Below are 21,675 nucleotides of genomic sequence, written 5' to 3' on the forward strand. Positions count from 1 at the left end.
AGCAAGCGGCGCCTCTATGCGTTGTGAATGATTCAGTCAGGGTGAAGTGTAAATAATGGCAGAGAAAATTTATCAAAAGCCTTGGTTCTGGTATTTAACGGCGGTGGTTATTTTGCTGTTGGACCAAGCCAGCAAACATGCCATAGAAGCGGCGTTTGAATACGGTGAAACAAAAGTATTCACATCATTTTTTAACTTCACCCTGGCCTACAATCCCGGTGCAGCATTTAGTTTTCTTGCGGGAGCGGGTGGTTGGCAGCGCTGGTTTTTTGCGGTGATCGCCATCGCTGCCAGCGTGCTTCTGAGTGTGTGGATTGCGCGCACGGCACAGCAAAAGCCGCGCGAGGCGTTTGCGCTGGCGTTTATCCTCGGTGGTGCACTGGGTAATCTTTATGATCGTATTCTACTAGGCCATGTAGTGGATTTTATTGTGGTGCACTATGAAGATAATTATTGGCCCGCATTTAATCTTGCCGATTCGGCTATCACCTTGGGTGCAGCAGTATTGATCATCGATATGTTGTTCAGTAAAGAAAACAGTAAAGAGAAGAAAACAAATGCGTGAATTAGCGATTGGCCCCGGTACTAAAATTACTCTGCATTTTGCCCTGCAGTTAGATAACGGCGATATGGTTGATTCCAACTTTGAGCGCGCTCCAGCCACTTTCACTGTGGGTGACGGCAACTTGCTGCCCGGCTTTGAAAAGGCGTTGTTTGGTATGTTGGAGGGGGAGCATAAAACGGTGGTGATAAAACCGGAGGACGGTTTTGGTCAGCGCAACCCCAATAATATTCAGGAAATCGCCCGCAGCCAATTCAGCCCCGATTTGGAATTAAGTGAGGGCTTGATGTTGTCATTTGCCGATGCACAAAAAACCGAATTACCCGGTGTAGTGCAGCGCTATGATGATGAGGTGGTAGTGGTAGATTTTAACCATCCACTCGCCGGGCGCGATATTTTATTTGAAGTCGCTATTATCAAAATCGAACCGGTTCAGGTGCACTGATCATGACCCAAATCAAGCTCGCCAATCCCCGTGGTTTTTGTGCCGGCGTCGACCGTGCGATCGACATAGTTAATCGTGCGCTCGATGTTTTTGGCGCGCCGATTTATGTGCGTCACGAAGTTGTGCATAACAAATTTGTAGTGGATTCATTGCGCGAGCGCGGTGCGATTTTTGTTGATGAAGTGGAGCAGGTTCCTGACGATGTTATTTTGATTTTCAGTGCCCACGGCGTATCGCAAGCAGTGCGTAAAGAAGCAGAAGAGCGCGGCTTACAAATTTTTGACGCGACTTGTCCGCTGGTAACCAAAGTGCATATCGAAGTCACTCGCTACAGCCGTGAAGGCCGCGAATGTATTTTGATTGGGCATGAAGGCCACCCGGAAGTTGAAGGCACTATGGGGCAATACAATACCAGCAACGGTGGCGCAATTTATCTGGTGGAAGATGAAGCGGATGTTGATGCACTAATTGTGCATGACCCTGAAAACCTTGCATATGTAACCCAGACTACTTTGTCTATGGATGACACTGCCAAAGTCATCGAAGCCCTGCGCAATAAATTTCCCAAAATTCAGGGGCCGCGCCGCGATGATATTTGCTACGCAACCACTAATCGTCAAGACGCTGTGCGTCAACTCGCACTTGAATGTGATTTGGTTCTTGTAGTTGGCTCGCCTAATTCATCGAATTCCAATCGTTTGCGTGAGCTCGCCGAACGCTGCGGTACTGAAGCCTATTTAATTGATGGTCCTGATGATATTAATCCTGAGTGGATTAAAAATCGCACCAGCATTGGTATTACGGCCGGTGCTTCCGCACCTGAAGTCCTGGTAAAACAGGTTATTGATAAGCTCAAAGCCTGCGGAGCCGAAGCGCCAATTGAGATGGACGGCACTCCGGAAAATATTAGTTTTTCTCTCCCTAAAGCGCTGCGGATCTGAGTGATCTGCAGTTAGTTTTCAGATGTTAGCGGATAGCGTCACAATCCGCGTTAGTAAGCTTCCCCACTCTTGTTCTCCCTCCTCTCGACAGTATCAAGCTGTAGCCATCTCCTTCCGCTTTGGGGCAAATTTTGATAGTGCCGGCGAGAAAACCACCGATACCGCCTGTGCCCAGTTGCCGCCCTTCACCTGTCCCGATAAACGCAACATAGCCATTCATCGGTGCCTTGGCGTGCGTGATCACAGCATCCAGCCCATTATTAACGCTAAGGGTTTCATCGTCATTGTCGAGTGTGCCGTTGTTATTGTTATCTACAAACAGGGTCCAGCCTTGGTGCCATTTTTTGTTGGTGGATTGTAATAACACGTGTTGATTGCGGAATACTGCAGTTGCCCGCGTGGTTTCTATCGCATCTAGCAGTGCAAGTGCCGCTGTTTTGGTGCGCGACTCACTGATTTGTTTGTTGAAGCTGGGGATGCCTAACGAGAGGACGATACAGAGGATGGAGAGGGTGACAAGTAGTTCCAGTAGGGTGAATCCTTGGGATTTCATAACTGCATTCCTTTGTTGTGATCTAAAGTCCAAATAATATTGTGTTGCTTTGCGCGTCACACGCCGCCGTTCATTCAGTTGGCTATGCCATATGTCGTACTAGACACAACTCCATCGTGCGAGCGTGATAGGCTAATCCAGTATAAATTGGTAAAACAGCGGCGTCTATTCGTTGTGTGATTGATAATGCTGATCTTTGTTGTCCGTGGATCAGGGTGGGAGAGAGGGCTATATGGTTTATCGAAATAAGGGCTTTACGCTGGTCGAGTTGATGGTGACTGTGGCTATTGTTGCCATAGGTCTATCCATTGCCGTGCCTAGTTTTCAGGCTCAAATATTAAATAATCGTTCGATTGCACTGGGTGAAGATTTTGCGTCAGCGGTTAATTATACCCGCTCTGAAGCGGTTAAACGAGCGGGACGGGTTAGCTTGTGTGCAAGCAAAAATGGTACGGCTTGTGACGGTGTATGGACCGATGGGTTTATGGCTTTTGTCGATACTGCAGCAAACGATACTGCAACGCCTCCTGTTGTTGGATTGGTTTTGCGGGTGTGGGAAAGGCAGAATGTGGATGCTCTCATCACTGTGCGGAGTGATGCTATTGATGTGAATTTTATCCGTTACACCAGTTTGGGTACGCTTGCGCGTGTCAACGAAAAGCCCGTGGTGATTGCGGCAGAATTAAAAAAATGCACAGGTAAAGCGGCGCGTCGAATTGATATAGGCTTGTCTGGTTTGGTATCGGTAAACAGTGCTGCTTGTACGGCTTACTAGCCGGGTAGTGCCTCATGAGGGGGAGATAATTTTATGGGTGTATCTTTAGCTAGAAAAGCGCGGCATTTTTTTGCTGGCCAACAGGCGGGAGTGGGCTTGATTGAAGTCTTGGTGACACTGTTGATTTTATCTACATCATTGTTGGCGTTAGGCGCTATGCAAACGCGCTCATTGCAGTTTAATCAAGGTGCATACTTTCGTTCTCAGGCAAATATATTTGCATACGATATGTTGGACCGTATGCGTATTAACGTAAATGCATTGGCCTCTTACAACTCGGCACTGCTTCATGTGCCTGAGGATGCTGCTCCTGTATTGACACCCCTTGCAGCTGCTGATTTGCATGCGTGGAGGCGCAATATTTCTGCCGAGCTGCCAAACGGCAGCGGCGGTATTGCTTGTGATGCGGCAACCCGGGTATGCCAGTTAACTATCGAGTGGGATGAACTAAATAGCACAGGAAATGTGGCAGAAAACAAAACTACATTTACCTACAGTGCTCGGTTTTGAGGATTACTCTTATGCATTTGCGGCAGGCAGGTTTATCTCTGGTTGAATTAATGATCGCTATTGCTCTTGGTTTGGTACTGATGACCGGAGTGGTGCAAGTTTTTTTATCAAGCAAAACGGTATTTAGTACACAGCAAGCCATGTCGCGCATTCAAGAAACCGGGCGATTGGCAGTCGATTTTTTAGCGCGTGATATCCGCATGGCTGCCTACTATGGTTGTTATCGTCCGCAGGCAGGTGTGCCTAGCGCAGCGCTGCAAAATGGCGCTATGGTGATTGAGGATTTGCACGGAAATTTTGCTGAGGGCGTGCGGGGCTATACCAGTGTGGAATCACTTCCCGGTGGTGTTAGTGATTTAGGTGCAGGATTAAAGCCCTTAGTGGGTAAAACTGCCAATGTGCTGGTGTTGCGCACAGCGAATGAAGTTGGTCTGCCCGTATCTAACCCGAATGATTCCAGTGGGATATATGCCTACAGTCCCGAGCCAGTAAATGGACAGGGTTGCATTGCTGGTATGTGTTTGGGCTCTGCAGTGGTGGTGAGCGATTGTTTTAAGGCGCGCGTGTTTCGTCTTGCAGAAATACCCTTGGCTGTGGGCGCAAATGTCTTTCACCTCAGGCACAACGACAACTGGGGTGGCGGCATTACTCCCACCCAAAATTTTAATACAGGCGAAGTGTCGGCAATGAATTCGGTGGTGTATTTTCTGGCGGAAGGACCTACCGGTACGCCAAGTCTTTGGCAGAAAACTAATGACGATACAGCATTGGAATTGTTAGAGGGGGTTGAGCATATGCGGATTACCTACGCGACATCCGCCAACCCAGAGGTGTATCGGTTGGCAGAGGTGCTTGCTGCTGCTGAGTGGGCGCTGGTCACTTCAATTCGGGTCGAATTAGTAGTACGGAGTATTGAAAATAATGTGGTCGATGCAACCCAGCCCTACACCTTTGCTGGGGCCATTGTGAATCCACCCAATATCAACGGCGCGAGTGATCGTTACCTTCGGCAAGTGTTTAGCACTACTGTCGGTATTCGCAGTCGCATTCAATAAGGGCGTCAATGATGAGAAGCAAACGGTTTTATCACAACTATTCTCCTATGCCGGTTAAGCAGGCGGGGGTGGTCTTGATTGTTGGGTTGGTTATGGTGTTGTTAATTACCATAGTTAGTTTGTCCGCTATCCGCGGAACAGGATTGCAAGAAAATATGGCGGGCAATATGCGTGACCGCAATATTGCCTTCCAGGCAACTGAGTCAGCGTTACGTGAGGGTGAGAGTATAGTGGGGCCGAACAATAAAACGTTGGACCCTTTTGAGTGTGTCCAGGAGTCAGGACTTTGTCAGGATTTAAGTATTAATCCGCAAAATTCAGTGCTCTACATGGCCGATGCAGCTTGGAAACTTTCTGCCAAAGAATCCCTATTGGTAATTGAAGAGGTTGCGAGTAAACCGAGTTATCTAATAGAAGAATTGCAAGTAGATATGGGGGCAAGTGCAGCAGCAGAGGGTAGTGCAATCGATGTTGCTGGCATGATGACTACAGGAGATGCCGTTCCTTATCGCGTGACCGCAAAAGGAGTTGGGTTAAGTCAAGATACCAGAGTGGTCTTACAGTCAGCCTACAAACGTCGTTTTAAGTAACGGAGATTAAGCTATGTCAATTCAACACTATGTTGCCAAATGTTGCGATATTGCCGGGTATCTCCCGTTGCGCAAAATCAATATTAGTTTGTTGGTGGGAGTTTTGAGTATAGCGATTGCGCATTCAGCTCATGCGGCGCCATCGCAGGATCCACTGTTTTTGTCGAACCCTGTTGTGCCGATTATGATGCTCAATATGTCAAAGGATCATCAACTGTATTACAAAATATACGATGATTATTCTGATCTTGATGGCGGTGGCGAGGATACCACCTACAAAAATAGCTACGACTACTACGGTTATTTTGATAGTGAAAAGTGTTACACCTACAACACTACTAGCAACAGGTTCGTACCCAGCCGTTTAGTGGATAATAACGGGTACTGTAATTATACCGGTGGCAGCAGCGAGTGGAGCGGCAATTTTTTAAACTGGTCGAGCATGACCCGTGTCGATTCCATTCGTAAAATTCTGTACGGCGGTTTGCGCTCTACCGACAGCGCCACAGTGACGGTTCTTGAGCGTGCATTTTTACCTCATGATGCGCATTCGTTTGCCAAATTTTACAATGGCACTGATTTAGGCAAATTAACGCCGTTTGGTGATACAGCTACAGTTCCTGTTGGTTTAACTGGCGTCAAAGAGACAGGTATTACTATTTGTAATACTACGCCGGGTGGATCTGCGCTTTCACAAAACGTCACCAATGCTCCTCTGTTGAGAGTTGCAAAAGGGAATTATACGTTTTGGGCCAGTAATGAGCGCTGGCAATGTCGTTGGAACAGCGAAGTGTCGGCACCCAATGGCAATGCTTCTGCGGTTACCGGTGTTTTTTCCTATACAGATACCCCAGTTAATGCCAACAAGTTGGGCACAGGCTCAGCGAGTGGAGAATTTTATGCGCGCGTTGAGGTATGTAAGTCAGGCTTGGAAGAGTCCAATTGCTACCTTTATCCCAGCGGGAATAAAAAACCGGAAGGTTTATTACAAAAATATGGCGAGATTCGCGATGGATCTTCAGTTGCTAAAATCAACTTCGGTCTGTTAACCGGCTCTTACAGTAAAAATAAGTCAGGTGGCATTTTAAGAAAAGCCATCGGCAATATGAGTGCTGAAATCAATGCGACTACCAACGGTACGTTTACCAATGCTGATGGTGCTATCAAAACCCTGAACTCATTGCGTCCCTATGGGTATCGTTATTCAGACGGCACCTATTTTGGTGCAACAGGTAGCGATAACTGTAGCTGGGGATTAGGCTCGTTCTCCAACGCCGACTGTAGTAACTGGGGTAATCCGCAAGCAGAAATATTTCTGGAGTCCCTACGGTACTTGGCCGGCAAGAGTGCTAATGCGGATTACGTTGAAACCAATACCGCAAAAAATGACGCATCCCGTATTGCCGGGCTGACTGAGGCGTCCTGGACGCCTGCACCTGTAACATCTGCAAATTATTGCGCCCCCCTAAACGTATTGCAGTTCAATGCGTCCACAACATCTTATGATGGTGATAATTTGGGAGCTGCAGCAGATATTGGCGTTACGGTAAACGACTGGACAAACAAAATTGCCGATGCCAGCCATGAAAATTTAACGGGCAATTTTTTTATAGGTAGCAATGGCACCAACGCCGATGAGTTGTGCACCAAAAAGCCCATCACCAGCTTGTCGGCGGTGAGAGGAACTTGCCCGGATGCGCCAAGGCTTCAGGGTAGTTATCAAATTGCTGGGTTGGCCCACTACGCCAGAACCAATGACCTTATTCCCACTGCAGTAAAAGGTACGCAGAGTGTAAGAACCTATGGTGTTGCTCTGTCGCCAGCACTTCCCAAGGTCACTATTGATGTGCCTAATGGTTCAGGTAAAAAAGTGACCATTCTGCCGGCTTGTCGCAATAAATCTATCTCGCCAGAGTCTAACTGCGCCATTGTTGACTTTAAAATTCTTTCTCAATCTACTGATAAGACTAGCGGTACATTGTATGTGAACTGGGAGGATAGTGAGCAGGGTGGAGACTACGACCAGGATATGTGGGGTGTTATTAAATACGCAGTAACAGCAACAACTGTGAGTGTGACCACCGATGTGGTTGCCCAGTCTACGCCTAATGTGATGGGCTTTGGTTATGTGATTAGCGGTACAACCAATGATGGTTTTCATGTGCACAGCGGTATCAATGGTTACAGCGCCTATGAATGTTCTAATTGTACCAGTGGCAATGCGGAAAACTTGAAAAGCTATACTGTTGGCAATGATGGTGGCTCGCTGCTGGAGTCGCCGCTTTACTACGCTGCGAAATGGGGTGGGTATAGCGAAGCATTCGTTGATGAAGTAAAAGAAGCGAAAGGCACTGCTTATACAGATGCTGATTTGCTTGCAGCTATAAAAACTGCCAAGCCAGAAAGTTACTATTATGCTACTGATCCACGGCAGCTTGAAAAATCCTTGGAGGATGCATTTAGAGATGTTGCTAAAGCTACAGGTTCTGCATCTGCGGTAGCAACAAACTCGACTCGCTTATCAGAAGGTTCTTATGTATTCCAGGCGCAATTTAATAGCGAGAACTGGACTGGTGAGTTAAATGTATTTGAGTTTGATGACGAGGGTAATCTGCCTGCGGCACCAGTGGGTACTACGGAAGATGCTAACAGTATGCCCAAAAGCGGCAGCGGTAGAACCGTTTATACCATCAATGCTGCCGGCAATTTGGGTACATTTAACTGGGCTTCATTAACCACAGCACAGAAAGATTTGCTGAAATTAACGGGTGATACGGGCTACACACAAGCAGAAAAGCGTGCGGATTGGCTGTTGGGAAATGCGACCTACGAGACAGACATTGATAAATTACGTAAGCGTGGTACTGGGACCAAAAGAGTAATATTAGGGGATATTGTCAATTCAAGCCCGGCTTATGTAGGCGCTCAGGACTTTCGTTACAACCGTTTGCCCGTCGGTGGAAGCAGTTACAGTGACTTCGTTAAACTGAAAAAAGCAAAAAAACCGCGTGTTTTTGTTGGGTCGAATGATGGGGCTGTGCATGCCTTTGAGACGCCTGCAGATAAAGCTAAAACTAAAACGTTTGTGGAGCTTTTCGCCTATATACCTGGCATTGCCTTTCCAAAGTTGGCATTGACAGCTCAGGCTGATTATGGCTCCAAGGCAAATCCGCATCAGTTCATCGTAGATGGCCCCATCACCGTTGGCGATGTGTTTATTGGTGGCAACTGGCGCACAATAATTGTGGGAACTTTGGGAGCCGGTGGGCGTGGCGTTTATGCATTAGACGTTACGGACCCAACACCGAAGGTACTTTGGGAGCTAAGTGCTGCAGACTACCCCCAGCTGGGTTATGTTCTGGGTAAACCATTAATTGTTCCAATGAAAAATGATCGCTGGGCGGTGGTATTTGGCAATGGCAGTAGCAGTGGCAGCACCTCAAGTTTATTTGTGGTTGATATAGAGGCTCCCAAGAATCCCAGTTACACCAAGATACTGGATGCGGGTGTTGGTACAGGTCTGTCTGCTCCAGCGCTGTTGCCAAATGTTATTGGTCAAGTAGAGGTGGCCTACGCCGGTGATCTTAGTGGTAATTTGTGGCGCTTTAACTTATTTGGCACCAGCGCCAGCGATTGGAAAAAAGATTACTTGCTGTTTGCTGCGACGGATAAAAATGGTGCGGGTGGCAATGCTCAGCCCATTTCAGCGGCGCCGACATTGGGGTTAAATGCGCTCAAGAATGACAATGTGATGGTGTATTTCGGTACAGGCAAATACTTCGAAGCAGGCGATAACACCGCGGCGGCGACTCCTGTACACAGCTTTTACGCGATAGCAGATGTGGGCAGAACGGTTGCCCGCACAAGTTTATTTAAGAAAGAATTGGATACGACCTATACACCTAATAGCCGCAAGGTGAAGCAAGACGTTGCTTTGCCTGTACAGTCACCTGACTGGGCTATTAATAACGGATGGTACTTGGATTTTGGTGATACACCGGGCGAGCGCGTTACGACCAAATCATTGTTGTTGCAGGATTGGTTGATTTTCCCAACCTTAATTCCTTCTGGATTTGCGTGTGAATATGGCGGTCGCAGCTGGCTGATGGCAGTGAAAGCAGTAGGCGATAGATCCAATGGTAATCCACCACCTATTAATAGTGTATTAAATGAATTTTTAGTCTTGGGTGATGTTGGCTTTGGACAACTGGGAGAGGCTGGTAAAGGTGCAATTATAGGAAGCGGCACTGATGCTACTTTACTCAATATTGAAGCGGAATATGACGCCGGTACTGAAGGGCGTCAATCCTGGCGTCAAGTACAATAGGTGTGGGAAAAACAATGAAACGAAAAAGCGGTTTTACTCTGATTGAGATACTAATTACTGTTGCGATTGTTGGCATCATTGCCGCTATTGCCTATCCCTCCTATATGGAATCGGTGCGTAAAAGTAACCGCGCCGAGGCGAAAGTGGAGCTCATGGATATTTCCCAGCGCTTGCAGCGCTGTTATTCATCCTTTGCAAGGTTTGATAATGCCGCTAACTGTCCGGTGTACGCTGACTTGATTGATGGTGGTATTGAGACCCGAGGGGCAGGTTATTATCGCATTACGATTGCGCCGATCGCGGGCGGTGTGGCTGCAACCTCGTTTGAGCTGTTAGCTACCGCTATTAAGGCGCCGCAGACTAAAGATTTAACGGATGGTTGTAATGAGATGAGGCTACGACATACGGGCGTGCAATTGCCAGATGCGTGTTGGTAGCCTTTTGTTTTAAAAAATAGCCTCATTGTGAGGCTATTTTTTTATCTGCGAATTTTTAAAGTTTACTCATCATCCAATCCCAACTTCTGCAATCTATAGCGCAGCGATCTAAAACTAATTCCCAAATGTTTTGCGGCCAAAGTTTTGTTCCACTTCGCATGTTCCAGTGCATGGCAAAGAATTTCTTTTTCAACATCTTGTAAGTATTCATCCAATGACGAGTATTCTGCGCAGCGAGCCGGGTAATCTACTGAGCCGCTGTTAGTGCGTGTCGATGGCTTGGTTGTTGAATAGGTTTTGTCGATGTTATTGTCGAGCGGCTGATCGTGTCCCCGCAGTTGCAAATCCTCGGCATCGATTAGATTACTATCGCAGAGCGTGAAGGCTCGCTCCAGAATATTTTCCAGTTCGCGTACGTTGCCGGGAAAGTGATAGCTTTCCAGCAGACGCTGCGCATCTACTGAAAGTGTAGGTGCAGCATGACCAATATCTGTAGCAAGTTTGTGTAGCAGATGTTGTGTCAGCAGGGCGATATCTTCGCGCCTTTCGCGCAGTGGGGCGACGGCAAGTTGAATTACATTCAGGCGATAAAATAAATCCTGGCGGAAGCGACCCTCTTTCACTTCTACTTCCAGATTTTTATGTGTTGCGCAGAGGATACGTACATCGGTGGCGATTTCATCGGCGGCGCCCACCGGGCGTACAAATTTTTCCTGAATGGCGCGCAGTAATTTCACTTGCATATCCAACGGTAAATCAGCGACCTCATCAAAAAATAAGGTGCCACCTTCCGCGGCCTGGAATAAACCGATTTTGTCTTGGTGTGCGCCAGTAAAACTTCCCTTTTTGTGGCCAAAAAATTCACTTTCCATCAACTCGCGTGGAATCGCGCCGCAGTTAACGGCGATAAATGGTTTATTGGCGCGCGGCCCTAAATCGTGAATGGAGTGAGCAACCAACTCTTTTCCCGAACCTGATTCGCCACTGATATAAACGGGAGCTTGTGAGCGTGCGAGTTTTTCAATGCTGCGAATCAAGTCCTGAATGGCTTTGGACTCACCGATGATGGGGGTGACCTTTGCCAGCGGCTGCGGCATGAGTTGGCTGGATTCAATGGCAGTGTTGACCAGCTTGCGCAGCGTCGGCAAGTCTACCGGTTTGGAAATAAAATCAAATGCACCGGCTTTCATGGATTCAATGGCGGTATCGATACTACCGTGAGCTGTAATTACGGCTACGGGCAAATGGGGATATTGCTGTTGAATTAATTCCACCAGCTCCAGTCCTTTACCGTCGGGTAAGCGCATATCGGTTAAACACAAATCATAATGGTTGCGCATCAATAATTGTTTTGCGCTGGCAACTGAATCCGCTGAGTCGGTATGAATGTCCATACGACCCAACGTGATTTCCAGCAGTTCGCGGATGTCGGGTTCATCATCGATAATGAGCGCGCGTTTTTGAGTCATAATTGTTCCTGAATTTCGTGAACTTTTTATTAAGATGTTTTTTCCGGATGGGCCAGTTGTAGATGAAAACAACTCTCGCCTTTATCAGTGCGTCTGTAGGAAATAATAGCCTGATTGGCTTCACACAACTCTTTGCAAATGTACAACCCCAATCCTGAGCCGGTATTTTCGGTAGTGAAGAAAGGTTCAAATAAATGTTTGCTATTGTCGTCGCTAATGCCTGCGCCGTAATCGATCACACGAATATAGGGTTGCTGTTGATTGGTGTCCAAGCCAATTTCGATACGTAAATCGGGACGCCCTGTCTGGCTTATTCCATAGCGTATGCCATTATCGAAAAGGTTTGTGAGCACTTGTTGTAATTGGCTGGTGTCGAATTTGGCATACAGTGTGGTGATTGTACTTGCGTCGTCATAGTCAAATTCACTGTGCGAATCCCCGATATTTTTTTCTTTCACTTGTATGTTCAATTGATAGCCGTTGCTTTTGCTGGCTTTGTAGTCTGCGACAAATGCAGGAATCCACTGCTGTAAATTAATTTGTGCTGGTTTGGCGCCGCGTCGCCGCGATAACTGCAAAATATTTTCAATGATTTGATTAACGCGTTTGCTGTGATTGTTAATAATATCCAGTAGTCGATGATCGCTGGCTGGCAGTGCATCGGATTCGCCTAATAGTTGACTGGCGTGGCTGATGGCGCCGAGGGGGTTGCGAATCTCATGGGCGATACTCGCTGTTAAGCGCCCCAGCGACGCCAGTTTTAATTGCTGCGCTTGTTGATTAAGTGAGCGTACGTCTTCCAGGAAAATCAACACATTTGACGTATTGTCCGGCTCCAGGTGGGCAAAGTTGACTTTGGCTTCGGTGATTGTATCGCCATCAACTTTTAAATAGGGCGAGTGATCATTTGCGTTGCGCTGCCAGGATTGATGTTTTTTATACAGATCCGGGAATCTGTCCAAACGCAATTTTTCCGTAGGGTCATTTGTCGCGCCGAGCAATTTTAGTGCTGCCTGATTGTACAGTTCTATCTCCAGGTTTCTATTGAGCACTAATATTCCGGTGCGCATCCTTTCCACAATAAGCTGCGCCAGTTTTTGCAGATGCGCTGCTTGCGCCGCCTGGGTCTCCGCTTCTGCATAAGAAAGACGGATTTTTTTCGTGAGATATTGAAACAAGAGTGCAGTGAGGAATGCGAGCGCGCTGAGTGTGCCTGACGCAAAGAGCGATTTGTTATCCTGGGTAAGAATCAGAAAACGAAACGCCCCCTCACCTATCACTACGATAGTGGTAATGGCGGCGAGAAAAAATGAAACCCGCTCGCGCAGCATAATCCCCCCTGCTGCAATAGCTATCAGCAACAGATAGCCCAATCCGCTGACTGCCCCACCACTGGTGTGCATCAACAGGCCAATTGCAATCACATCAATTAACAGCGAGCCAAACAGTTTGCGCTGTGAGGGGGAATACTTTAATCGCCACATAACGATCAGGGTCATAAAGTTGATAGCAGTGTAGGCAACCGAGGTGTACAAAAACAGATTCGGATTGTCATTGCCCAGGATTTTAGGCGCGAACTCTATTTGGAACATCAACAGCAATACGCTGCCGAGCAGCGTGCGGTAATAGGTGTAGATGCGCAGTAAATCGTAGGGATTGTAACTGTGGGGGTGGTTGAGCAAATTGGAGGTCATGATCTTCTGCTGTGTCCTTTTGGGATAACCGGGCAAAATCCGCTTGGCTTTAAAAGGTTATTTCGCGGACAATGCGCGCCTGTGTTTGAGTCGCCTGGAGCCTATAATCCTTTTTAGGTGTCTGGTTGTGCATAGGCTGATTGTGTGGGCTAATTTTGCCAGTTTCCCACCGCTTGTGCTGCTTTCCGCTATGCGATTCCAGACTTATTTTCAGCGATGCTGTTCCCACTCTCTTATCCCTTGAATTCTATGTCGCAGTTACAGTTAATTCTTGCCCAAATTAATACACTCGTAGGTGATATTCCCGGCAATACAGCCAAGGTACTTGCTGTTGCACGAACTGCATTGGCGCAAGGGCAGGTGGATGCAATAGTGTTCCCCGAGCTGACCCTGACGGGCTACCCGCCGGAAGACTTGTTGCTGCGCCCGAGTTTGGCTGTGCGCATCGATAGGGCGTTGCACGAGTTGATGGCGGCAAACTTGCCAGTCGCGCTAGTGATTGGTTATCCCCGCGTAAGTGATGGTCAGTTGTATAACATGGCGGGGGTCATTGCGGACGGGAAGTTGGTCGCTGAATACGCCAAACAGTGTTTGCCCAATTATCAGGTGTTTGATGAAAAACGCTATTTCGCGGCGGGGGATAGCCCCTGTGTATTTGACCTCAAGGGTATCCCTACCGCATTGAGCGTCTGTGAGGATATTTGGTTCCCAGGACCTATGGCGCAGGCCAGTGCGGCCGGTGCCAAATTAATGCTCAATCTCAACGCCTCACCTTACCATCAGGGCAAGCAGCTGGAGCGCGAAGCTGTTATTGGCCAGCGCGCGCGCGAAGGCCAAATGCCGGTTGTCTATACCAATCTGGTGGGTGGGCAGGATGAATTAGTGTTTGACGGCGGCTCGGTGGTGATGGATGCCCAGGGTGAAACCCGTTTCCGTGCACCTTCTTTTGCTGAGGGTCAATTCCCGCTTTCTGTTGACTGGGATCTAAAACACGTCAGCGTCCCACTGCAGTCGCTGGAGACTATTCCTGACAATATCGCAGCTGTGTATCAGGCGCTGGTGGTAGGGATGCGCGATTACGTCAATAAAAACCGCTTCAAGGGTGTGGTGCTGGGGTTGTCCGGTGGTATTGATTCCGCCCTGACACTTGCCATGGCAGTAGATGCACTGGGTGCCGAGCGTGTTGAAGCCGTGATGATGCCCTTCCGCTATACATCCGATTTAAGCAAAAACGATGCGGCCGATGAAGCGGCGCGCCTTGGGGTGCGCTACAGCTCGATCAGTATCGAGCCCATGTACGAAGCCTTTATGGCCGCACTTAGCGATGAATTTGCGGGTACCAAGCGCGATACCACCGAGGAAAACCTGCAGGCGCGTTGCCGTGGGGTATTGCTGATGGCGATCTCCAACAAAAAAGGCTATCTGGTGCTGACTACCGGCAACAAAAGCGAAATGGCAGTAGGTTACTCCACACTCTACGGCGATATGGCGGGCGGGTTTGATGCACTCAAAGATGTGCCCAAAACCCTGGTGTTTGCCCTGTCGCGCTACCGTAATACCCTCGGTGAAGTGATTCCTGAAAGCGTGATTACCCGTCCACCATCGGCCGAACTGGCACCGGATCAGAAGGATGAAGACAGCCTGCCGCCTTACGACATTCTCGACCGCATTCTGGAGTTGTATGTAGAACAGGATTACAGCGCAGAAGCGATTATCGCTGAAGGTTTTAACCGCGAGCAGGTTGAGCGGGTAGTGCGCTTGGTGGATGTGAATGAATACAAACGCCGTCAGGCGCCGATCGGGATTCGCATTAGCCAGCGCGGTTTTGGTCGGGATCGCCGCTATCCAATCACGTCGGGTTGGAAGATGGGTGATTGATCGGGTAAAAAAATAAAGGCCGCAGAAGCGGCCTTTATGGGTGTTGCACTAATTTGATCAATCAGCGCGCGCTACATCGGTAGTGACTTTGTATTGCGGGTCGTAGATTTCACGGGTATCAAAACCGGTGATTTCATTTTTGCTGAACAAGCCCAGCGTCAGGTAGGCCAGCCAGGGCGATTGGCCATTGTTGTACATGTAGTCGTAATCAAACTCGCCGTTTTTGTTCAGTGCCGGATAATCGGCGTAGTTAAGTTTCAGGATTTCCAGCATCTCATTGGATTGCTCGGGCATCTTTAACAGGTGATAACCCTGTACCATAACGGCCAGTGCATCGGGAGTGGCCGGTGCCTGCGGGAAGTTTTCAATCACGTAGCGGCCGCGGCCCACTGCAGCGACATAGGCGCCGCGTTTAAAATAGTAATTCGCCACATGGATTTCGTAGCGTGCCAAATGATTACGAAGGTGCAACATGCGCTTTTTCGCATCGGCAGCATAGTTGCTGTCGGGATAACGATTTAGCAATTGGGTAAAATTCGCCAATGATTCGCGTGCTGCACCCGGATCGCGTTTGGATGTGTCCACCGGCATCACCCGTTCAAACATGCCCTGATCTTTGGTAAAGGACGCCATCCCCAGCATGTAGTAGGCGTAGTCCACATTGCGATGTTGGGGGTGCAGTCGGATAAAGCGGTTCGCCGTAGCGATTGCCGCATCGGCTTCGCCTGAGCTGTAATGAGCGTAGATAAGTTCCAGTTGCGCTTGGTCAGCATAGGTGCCGAAGGGGAAATTTTCTTCGAGCGAGTTGAGGTTTTTGATCGCCGATTCCCACTGGCTGCGCTCAAGTTGCTCTTCGGCGGCGTGGTAGAGGTCCGCTTCGGTGGTGTATTCGGGCTCTTTGCTGGAGCAGGCAGTCAGCAGTAAAAGGGTGCTGAGCATCAAACAGGGCAGGACTCGCATAGGGTTATAGACTCTTATCTCGATAAAATAGACCCCGTTTGCGGGGCAGGGTATTTAAACACAGAGCTTGGCGGATACCAATCTGGCAGCAGTAAAAGCTCCCAATTTCCGGTTTTTGGCAAATCATTCACGGCCAGAAACAATCACTAGAGGTTTTTTAATGAAAGACGTTTTTGACCTGAGCGCGCAAGTGCCCATCCAGATGAGCGGCATGCGCTTCGACCAGATCGCCTCCGAGTTGTTCCCTGACTTCTCCCGCTCGCGTTTGTCGAGCTGGATTAAGGATGGCCAGCTCAAAGTTGACGGCCGTACTGCCAAGCCAAAAGACAAGTTGATCGGCGGTGAAGTGCTGGAGCTCAAGGCAGAGTTGGAAGCTCAGGGTGAGTGGCAGCCGGAAGAGATTACGCTGGATATCATCCACGAAGATGACGACTTGATCATCATCAACAAGCAAGCCGGGCTGGTAGTTCACCCGGCTGCTGGCAACTACACAGGTACGCTGGTTAATGCGTTGATCAACCATATTCCCGGCTTGGTGAATTTGCCGCGCGCGGGGATTGTGCACCGCCTCGACAAAGAAACCACAGGGTTGATGGTGATTGCCAAAACCCTGGAAGCCCATACCGATCTGGTTGAACAGCTGGCCGACCGCACTGTTAGCCGCGAATACGAAGCTGTTGCCATAGGCGCTATGACCGGTGGTGGCACCGTGGATGCCCCAATGGGGCGTCATCCTATGCAGCGCAAACTCATGGCGGTACTCAAGGCGGGCGGCAAGCGTGCCGTGACTCACTACCGCGTGGCCAAACGCTACCCGAGCCATACCCATATCCGCGTGAAACTGGAGACTGGCCGTACTCACCAAATTCGTGTGCATATGGCACATATCGGTCATCCGTTGGTGGGTGATCCCACCTACGGCAGCCGTTTTAAAATCCCCAAAGGCGCCAACCAGCATTTGATCGATACCCTCAAAAGCTTCCCGCGTCAGGCGCTGCATGCCTTTAAATTGGGCTTGGAACATCCTGGCACCGGCGAATACTCCGAGTGGACTGCGCCCTTGCCGGAGGATTTTAAAAATCTGCTCGATGCACTCAATACCGGGTTCACTCTTGTCGATGACTGATATGAGTGGCATTACGCCTGACTGGCCCGCCCCCGCCAATGTCCGCAGCCATATCACCACCCGCGCGAGTGGCGTCAGTCTGCCGCCCTACGCGAGTAATAATCTGGGGTTACACGTCGGCGATAATCCGGAACATGTTGCCGTTAACCGCGCGCAACTATCCGAGCACTTGGGATTTCAAAACACACCACAGTGGCTTGAGCAGATTCACGGTGTGAAAGTCGTGAATGCCAAAACCGATGGAGTGGTGCGCACAGCTGATGGCAGTTACAGCAATCAGCCCGGTCACGCCTGTTTGGTAATGACAGCTGATTGCCTGCCGATTTTGTTGTGCGATAAACAGGGCACCCAGGTTGCCGCGTTACATTGCGGCTGGCGCAGTTTGGCAAAAGGGATATGCGCGCGCGGCCTGCAAAAATTCAACGCCAAACCGGACGATATTCTTGCCTACCTCGGCCCAGCGATTTCACAGCCGCACTTTGAGGTGGGGGTGGATGTGCTTGAAGCCTTTTTTAAAGCGGCGCGCAGCCAGCAACATGCTGAGGAGACTGCTAACGCGTTTATCTCTGCACACCGTCCACTGCATTTTTATGCCGATATTTATGCGCTCGCCCGGGCTGAATTACATGCTTTGGGGGTGACTGCAATTTACGGTGGCAATGATTGCACCTATGCTGATGAAACCCGTTTTTACTCCTTTCGCCGCGACAAAGTGACCGGGCGGATGGCGAGTGTTATCTGGCTGGAATAATTTTTTTGCATTGACTGAATCCGGTTGCAGCAGTACTTGCATCTAAGTTTTCGTGCATAACGTTTATCGAAACCATCACCAACAAGGAATCATTATGGATCTCGACCAAATCGAAAAGCTGAACGACCTGAAACAAAAAGGCCTGATCAGTGAAGAGGAGTACCAGCAGGCCAAGGAGCGTATTCTCGGTGCCCAGCCACAGCAGGCCGCATCTGCCCCGCAACCTCACACCATAATGCAAACCAATAATTATGATTATGCAATGGTGTTGCATCTCACCCAATTCTGCTCCTGGTTGTTCCCGTTTTTGGGGCTTATCGTCCCGCTGATTATGTGGCAATCCAAAAAAGAAGATGCTTATGTTGATGAGCAAGGCAAGGTGGTGATGAACTGGGTGTTCAGCTCGCTGATTTACTTTTTGGTAAGTGTGATCCTGTGCTTTATTGTGGTTGGCTTTTTCCTGATAGCAATACTGTTTGTGTGCTCGATTGTGTTCACAATTATGGGCGCGATGGATGCCAACAAGGGCGTTATTAAAAACTACCCCATGTCGATCAAGTTTTTTGATGTGCGCGAAACAGCGCGTACACAGGTTGTTCCGAATAGCCCGCAAAATTGATCTAGCGCAAAAAGCGCTATTTATTCCCGGCAAAGATGACAAGCAGGTTCCCGGCCTGCTTGAAATCACCCCCCTCACGCCCCACCTCTGCCTCAACCGAGTAACACATCGCTTGAGGTAATCCATGCGTATCGACCGTTTAACCAATCAATTGCAAGTAGCGCTGTCCGACGCCCAATCCATTGCGTTGGGGCAAGATCACAGCCAACTGGATCCAGCCCATTTATTGCTCGCGATGATCGACCAGAAAGGAGCGGCCAGTGTGCGCCTGCTGCTGAACCAGGCGGGGTTCGATGTCGCCGGGCTGCGCACTGCGCTCAATGAATACGTGGAAAGTTTACCGCAAATTAAAAATCCTACCGGCGAAGTCACTATGTCGCCTGATATGGTGCGCATGTTGAATCTCGCGGACCGTCACGCGCAAAAAACTGGCGACAAATTTGTCTCCAGCGATTCAGTGCTGGTGGTGTTGATGACTGAAATGCAGGGCGCAGTGCCGGATATATTGAAAAAATTTGGCAATGCCCAGCGCCTGCTGCAAGGTATCCAAAAAGTGCGCGGCGGCGAAAATGTGGATGACGCCGATTCCGAAGGCAACCGTCAGGCACTGGAAAAATATACTGTCGATTTAACCGCGCGCGCGGAAGCGGGCAAACTCGATCCGGTGATTGGCCGCGACGACGAAATTCGCCGCACTATCCAGGTGTTGCAACGCCGCAGCAAAAATAATCCCGTCTTGATTGGTGAGCCAGGTGTGGGTAAAACTGCGATTGTGGAAGGGCTCGCGCAGCGTATTGTCAACGGTGAAGTGCCCGAAGGTTTAAAAGATAAACGGCTGCTGTCGCTCGATTTGGGTGGACTGCTCGCCGGGGCAAAATTTCGCGGTGAATTTGAAGAGCGGTTGAAATCCGTTATTAACGAATTAAGCAAACAAGAAGGCCGCATTATTTTATTTATCGACGAGCTGCATACCATGGTCGGCGCCGGTAAAGGCGAAGGTGCAATGGATGCAGGCAATATGCTTAAACCGGCGCTGTCGCGCGGTGAATTGCATTGCGTGGGTGCTACCACGCTCGATGAATATCGCAAATATATTGAAAAAGATGCAGCGCTGGAGCGCCGCTTCCAAAAAGTATTGGTCGACGAACCTAATGAGTCCGACACCATCGCCATTTTGCGCGGTTTGAAAGAGCGCTATGAAGTCCACCACGGCGTGGATATCACCGACTCGGCGATTATCGCCGCCGCAAAACTATCCCAGCGCTATATCACCGATCGACAATTACCTGATAAAGCGATTGATTTGATTGATGAAGCCGCCAGCCGTATCCGCATGGAAATAGATTCCAAGCCGGAGGAGATGGATCGTCTGGAACGCCGTTTAATCCAATTCAAAATTGAACGCGAAGCGGTAAAAAAAGATGAAGATGAAGCAAGCAAAAAACGCCTCGCCAAACTCGATCAGGATATCGATAAGTTCGAGCGTGAACTGAATGATTTGGAAGAAATCTGGCGCGCTGAAAAAGCAGCGCTGCAAGGCTCACAAGAAATTAAAAGCCAATTAGAGCAGGCGCGTTTTGAAATGGAAGAAAAACGCCGCAAAGGCGATTTGGCGCGCATGTCAGAACTTCAATATGGGATTATTCCGCAGTTGGAAAAGCAATTGGATATGGCTGGCCAAGCGGAAATGATGGAGATGAAACTGCTGCGCAATAAAGTGACCGAAGAAGAAATTGCCGAGGTGGTCTCCAAGTGGACTGGTATTCCCGTCTCCAAAATGTTGGAGGGCGAGCGCGAAAAATTATTGCGCATGGAAGAGTCGCTGCATAAACGTGTGATTGGCCAACACGAGGCGGTAGTCGCTGTTGCCAATGCGGTGCGCCGTTCGCGCGCGGGCTTGTCCGATGCCAACCGTCCCAATGGTTCATTTTTATTTTTAGGGCCAACCGGTGTCGGTAAAACCGAATTGTGTAAATCCCTTGCCGAATTTTTATTTGATACCAGCGATGCGATGGTGCGTATCGATATGTCGGAATTTATGGAAAAACATTCGGTCGCCCGTTTGATCGGCGCTCCACCCGGTTATGTGGGTTATGAAGAGGGTGGCTACCTCACCGAGACAGTGCGCCGCAAACCCTACTCCGTCATTTTGCTCGATGAAATTGAAAAAGCGCATCCCGATGTATTCAATATTTTGTTGCAAGTATTGGACGATGGACGCTTGACCGACGGCCAAGGCCGCACTGTGGATTTCCGGAATACGGTAATTGTAATGACCTCGAATTTAGGGTCGGATCGCATCCAGGAATTAGCGGAAGATAAATCTTTCGACACTGTGAGTTTCGACAGTTTTGTGAATGACGATATGAACAATTCACTCAATAATGAGAATCGCTACAACGCGATGAAAGATGCGGTGATGGAAGTTGTCGGTGGCCATTTCCGCCCGGAATTTATCAACCGTATTGATGAGGTTGTTGTCTTCCATCCGCTCGGGCGCGAACAAATTCGCGGTATTGCCGATATCCAGTTGGAGCTGTTGAGAAAACGTTTAGCCGAACGCGAACTGAGTCTGGAGTTGGAGGATGAAGTGATGGATAAATTGGCAAGTGTCGGTTTTGATCCTGTCTATGGTGCACGCCCTTTAAAACGCGCCATCCAGCAGTTGATTGAAAACCCGCTGGCACAGGATATCCTCGGTGGTAAATTTATGCCCGGCGCGATTATTCACGGTAAATTGTTAGGCGATAAAATTGTGTTTGACCCCAAGCGGTTGAATTAACTGCAGATGAGTTCGCTCAAAATAGACTTACTAAACGCCGTCGCAATGACGGCGTTTTTTTTATCCCTGTAAATGTACTTTCAGCGGCTACACTTATTTATCGTTATTCAAGTAAAAGTTGATCAATTTGGCGACAAAGTGGTAAAACGCTCGCTCGGCAACCGCACTCAAAACCCAATCATAAAAAATCATGGAGATGTT

18 protein-coding genes are annotated in these 21,675 nt (G+C 48.9%); 14 read left to right on the forward strand and 4 right to left on the reverse strand.

Going from position 1 to position 21,675, the window contains the following annotated elements:
- Nucleotides 1-55 precede the first annotated feature (55 nt).
- From lspA to ispH, 3 genes are read left to right on the forward strand one after another with little or no spacing between them, the layout of a single operon-like run.
- Nucleotides 56-565: a signal peptidase II gene (gene lspA / locus B4E62_RS11610; RefSeq protein WP_310074082.1), complete on the forward strand. Its 510-nt coding sequence runs from the start codon at nucleotides 56-58 to the stop codon at nucleotides 563-565.
- A complete protein-coding gene (locus B4E62_RS11615) occupies nucleotides 558-1,007 on the forward strand; it encodes a peptidylprolyl isomerase (RefSeq protein ID WP_310074081.1) in 450 nt (149 codons plus the stop codon). Before lspA ends, B4E62_RS11615 begins: the two co-directional genes overlap by 8 nt.
- A gap of 2 nt (nucleotides 1,008-1,009) precedes the next feature.
- On the forward strand, nucleotides 1,010-1,948 hold the full coding sequence (gene ispH, locus B4E62_RS11620) for a 4-hydroxy-3-methylbut-2-enyl diphosphate reductase (protein WP_310074080.1): 939 nt from the start codon (nucleotides 1,010-1,012) through the stop codon (nucleotides 1,946-1,948).
- A 25-nt stretch (nucleotides 1,949-1,973) separates the two neighbouring features.
- Here the strand turns inward: ispH and B4E62_RS11625 are convergent, their stop codons facing one another.
- Entirely contained in the window at nucleotides 1,974-2,501 is a 528-nt protein-coding gene (locus B4E62_RS11625; RefSeq protein ID WP_310074079.1) for a GspH/FimT family pseudopilin, read from the reverse strand.
- A 232-nt stretch (nucleotides 2,502-2,733) separates the two neighbouring features.
- Between B4E62_RS11625 and B4E62_RS11630 the strand changes: the two genes are divergently transcribed.
- The 6 genes from B4E62_RS11630 to B4E62_RS11655 are packed head-to-tail and all read left to right on the forward strand — an operon-like array spanning nucleotide 2,734 to nucleotide 10,195.
- Nucleotides 2,734-3,276 carry a GspH/FimT family pseudopilin gene (locus tag B4E62_RS11630; RefSeq protein ID WP_310074078.1) on the forward strand — a complete coding sequence of 181 codons (543 nt, stop codon included), beginning with the start codon at nucleotides 2,734-2,736 and terminating at the stop codon, nucleotides 3,274-3,276.
- Nucleotides 3,277-3,309: 33 nt separating this feature from the next.
- A complete protein-coding gene (gene pilV, locus B4E62_RS11635; RefSeq protein ID WP_310074076.1) occupies nucleotides 3,310-3,786 on the forward strand; it encodes a type IV pilus modification protein PilV in 477 nt (158 codons plus the stop codon).
- An 11-nt stretch (nucleotides 3,787-3,797) separates the two neighbouring features.
- Nucleotides 3,798-4,841, forward strand: coding sequence for a PilW family protein (locus B4E62_RS11640; protein WP_310074074.1), 1,044 nt, complete (start codon nucleotides 3,798-3,800; stop codon nucleotides 4,839-4,841).
- An 8-nt stretch (nucleotides 4,842-4,849) separates the two neighbouring features.
- On the forward strand, nucleotides 4,850-5,431 hold the full coding sequence (locus B4E62_RS11645; protein WP_331352178.1) for a pilus assembly PilX family protein: 582 nt from the start codon (nucleotides 4,850-4,852) through the stop codon (nucleotides 5,429-5,431).
- A gap of 13 nt (nucleotides 5,432-5,444) precedes the next feature.
- Nucleotides 5,445-9,758, forward strand: coding sequence for a pilus assembly protein (locus B4E62_RS11650; protein WP_331352179.1), 4,314 nt, complete (start codon nucleotides 5,445-5,447; stop codon nucleotides 9,756-9,758).
- A 14-nt stretch (nucleotides 9,759-9,772) separates the two neighbouring features.
- Nucleotides 9,773-10,195, forward strand: coding sequence for a type IV pilin protein (locus tag B4E62_RS11655; RefSeq protein WP_331352180.1), 423 nt, complete (start codon nucleotides 9,773-9,775; stop codon nucleotides 10,193-10,195).
- A gap of 62 nt (nucleotides 10,196-10,257) precedes the next feature.
- Here the strand turns inward: B4E62_RS11655 and B4E62_RS11660 are convergent, their stop codons facing one another.
- Nucleotides 10,258-11,664: a sigma-54 dependent transcriptional regulator gene (locus tag B4E62_RS11660; protein ID WP_331352181.1), complete on the reverse strand. Its 1,407-nt coding sequence runs from the start codon at nucleotides 11,662-11,664 to the stop codon at nucleotides 10,258-10,260.
- Nucleotides 11,665-11,693: 29 nt separating this feature from the next.
- The gene (locus B4E62_RS11665; RefSeq protein WP_331352182.1) at nucleotides 11,694-13,358 is read right to left on the reverse strand and encodes a sensor histidine kinase; all 1,665 of its coding nucleotides are present in this window, start codon (nucleotides 13,356-13,358) and stop codon (nucleotides 11,694-11,696) included.
- A 249-nt stretch (nucleotides 13,359-13,607) separates the two neighbouring features.
- On the opposite strand from B4E62_RS11665, the gene B4E62_RS11670 reads away from it, so the two are divergent.
- Complete coding sequence (locus B4E62_RS11670; protein ID WP_331352183.1) at nucleotides 13,608-15,236, forward strand: NAD+ synthase; 1,629 nt, start codon at nucleotides 13,608-13,610, stop codon at nucleotides 15,234-15,236.
- A gap of 57 nt (nucleotides 15,237-15,293) precedes the next feature.
- Here B4E62_RS11670 and B4E62_RS11675 read toward each other — a convergent pair whose 3' ends face one another.
- Nucleotides 15,294-16,196 (reverse strand): outer membrane protein assembly factor BamD, encoded by a 903-nt coding sequence (locus tag B4E62_RS11675; RefSeq protein WP_331352184.1) that lies wholly within the window; start codon nucleotides 16,194-16,196, stop codon nucleotides 15,294-15,296.
- Between the two features lie 160 nt (nucleotides 16,197-16,356).
- Here B4E62_RS11675 and rluD point away from each other — a divergent pair, with 160 nt between their 5' ends.
- The 4 genes from rluD (at nucleotide 16,357) to clpB (ending at nucleotide 21,474) form a co-directional block, all read left to right on the forward strand.
- On the forward strand, nucleotides 16,357-17,322 hold the full coding sequence (rluD, locus tag B4E62_RS11680; RefSeq protein ID WP_331352185.1) for a 23S rRNA pseudouridine(1911/1915/1917) synthase RluD: 966 nt from the start codon (nucleotides 16,357-16,359) through the stop codon (nucleotides 17,320-17,322).
- Complete coding sequence (pgeF, locus tag B4E62_RS11685) at nucleotides 17,315-18,073, forward strand: peptidoglycan editing factor PgeF (protein ID WP_331352186.1); 759 nt, start codon at nucleotides 17,315-17,317, stop codon at nucleotides 18,071-18,073. Before rluD ends, pgeF begins: the two co-directional genes overlap by 8 nt.
- Nucleotides 18,074-18,167: 94 nt before the next feature.
- Complete coding sequence (locus tag B4E62_RS11690) at nucleotides 18,168-18,692, forward strand: DUF4870 domain-containing protein (protein WP_331352187.1); 525 nt, start codon at nucleotides 18,168-18,170, stop codon at nucleotides 18,690-18,692.
- Between the two features lie 124 nt (nucleotides 18,693-18,816).
- Nucleotides 18,817-21,474: an ATP-dependent chaperone ClpB gene (clpB, locus tag B4E62_RS11695; RefSeq protein ID WP_310074052.1), complete on the forward strand. Its 2,658-nt coding sequence runs from the start codon at nucleotides 18,817-18,819 to the stop codon at nucleotides 21,472-21,474.
- Nucleotides 21,475-21,675 lie beyond the last annotated feature (201 nt).

The sequence above is a fragment of the Cellvibrio sp. UBA7671 genome, assembly GCA_002483145.1.
Classification (GTDB): Bacteria; Pseudomonadota; Gammaproteobacteria; order Pseudomonadales; family Cellvibrionaceae; genus Cellvibrio; species Cellvibrio fibrivorans.

Excerpts from the sequence above, each read along its gene's own strand:
- lspA (WP_310074082.1), top strand. The coding sequence starts at position 56 with ATGGCAGAGAAAATTTATCAAAAGCCTTGGTTCTGGTATTTAACGGCG.
- B4E62_RS11615 (WP_310074081.1), top strand. The coding sequence starts at position 558 with ATGCGTGAATTAGCGATTGGCCCCGGTACTAAAATTACTCTGCATTTT.
- ispH (WP_310074080.1), top strand. The coding sequence starts at position 1,010 with ATGACCCAAATCAAGCTCGCCAATCCCCGTGGTTTTTGTGCCGGCGTC.
- B4E62_RS11625 (WP_310074079.1), bottom strand. The coding sequence starts at position 2,501 with ATGAAATCCCAAGGATTCACCCTACTGGAACTACTTGTCACCCTCTCC.
- B4E62_RS11630 (WP_310074078.1), top strand. The coding sequence starts at position 2,734 with ATGGTTTATCGAAATAAGGGCTTTACGCTGGTCGAGTTGATGGTGACT.
- pilV (WP_310074076.1), top strand. The coding sequence starts at position 3,310 with ATGGGTGTATCTTTAGCTAGAAAAGCGCGGCATTTTTTTGCTGGCCAA.
- B4E62_RS11640 (WP_310074074.1), top strand. The coding sequence starts at position 3,798 with ATGCATTTGCGGCAGGCAGGTTTATCTCTGGTTGAATTAATGATCGCT.
- B4E62_RS11645 (WP_331352178.1), top strand. The coding sequence starts at position 4,850 with ATGATGAGAAGCAAACGGTTTTATCACAACTATTCTCCTATGCCGGTT.
- B4E62_RS11650 (WP_331352179.1), top strand. The coding sequence starts at position 5,445 with ATGTCAATTCAACACTATGTTGCCAAATGTTGCGATATTGCCGGGTAT.
- B4E62_RS11655 (WP_331352180.1), top strand. The coding sequence starts at position 9,773 with ATGAAACGAAAAAGCGGTTTTACTCTGATTGAGATACTAATTACTGTT.
- B4E62_RS11660 (WP_331352181.1), bottom strand. The coding sequence starts at position 11,664 with ATGACTCAAAAACGCGCGCTCATTATCGATGATGAACCCGACATCCGC.
- B4E62_RS11665 (WP_331352182.1), bottom strand. The coding sequence starts at position 13,358 with ATGACCTCCAATTTGCTCAACCACCCCCACAGTTACAATCCCTACGAT.
- B4E62_RS11670 (WP_331352183.1), top strand. The coding sequence starts at position 13,608 with ATGTCGCAGTTACAGTTAATTCTTGCCCAAATTAATACACTCGTAGGT.
- B4E62_RS11675 (WP_331352184.1), bottom strand. The coding sequence starts at position 16,196 with ATGCGAGTCCTGCCCTGTTTGATGCTCAGCACCCTTTTACTGCTGACT.
- rluD (WP_331352185.1), top strand. The coding sequence starts at position 16,357 with ATGAAAGACGTTTTTGACCTGAGCGCGCAAGTGCCCATCCAGATGAGC.
- pgeF (WP_331352186.1), top strand. The coding sequence starts at position 17,315 with ATGACTGATATGAGTGGCATTACGCCTGACTGGCCCGCCCCCGCCAAT.
- B4E62_RS11690 (WP_331352187.1), top strand. The coding sequence starts at position 18,168 with ATGGATCTCGACCAAATCGAAAAGCTGAACGACCTGAAACAAAAAGGC.
- clpB (WP_310074052.1), top strand. The coding sequence starts at position 18,817 with ATGCGTATCGACCGTTTAACCAATCAATTGCAAGTAGCGCTGTCCGAC.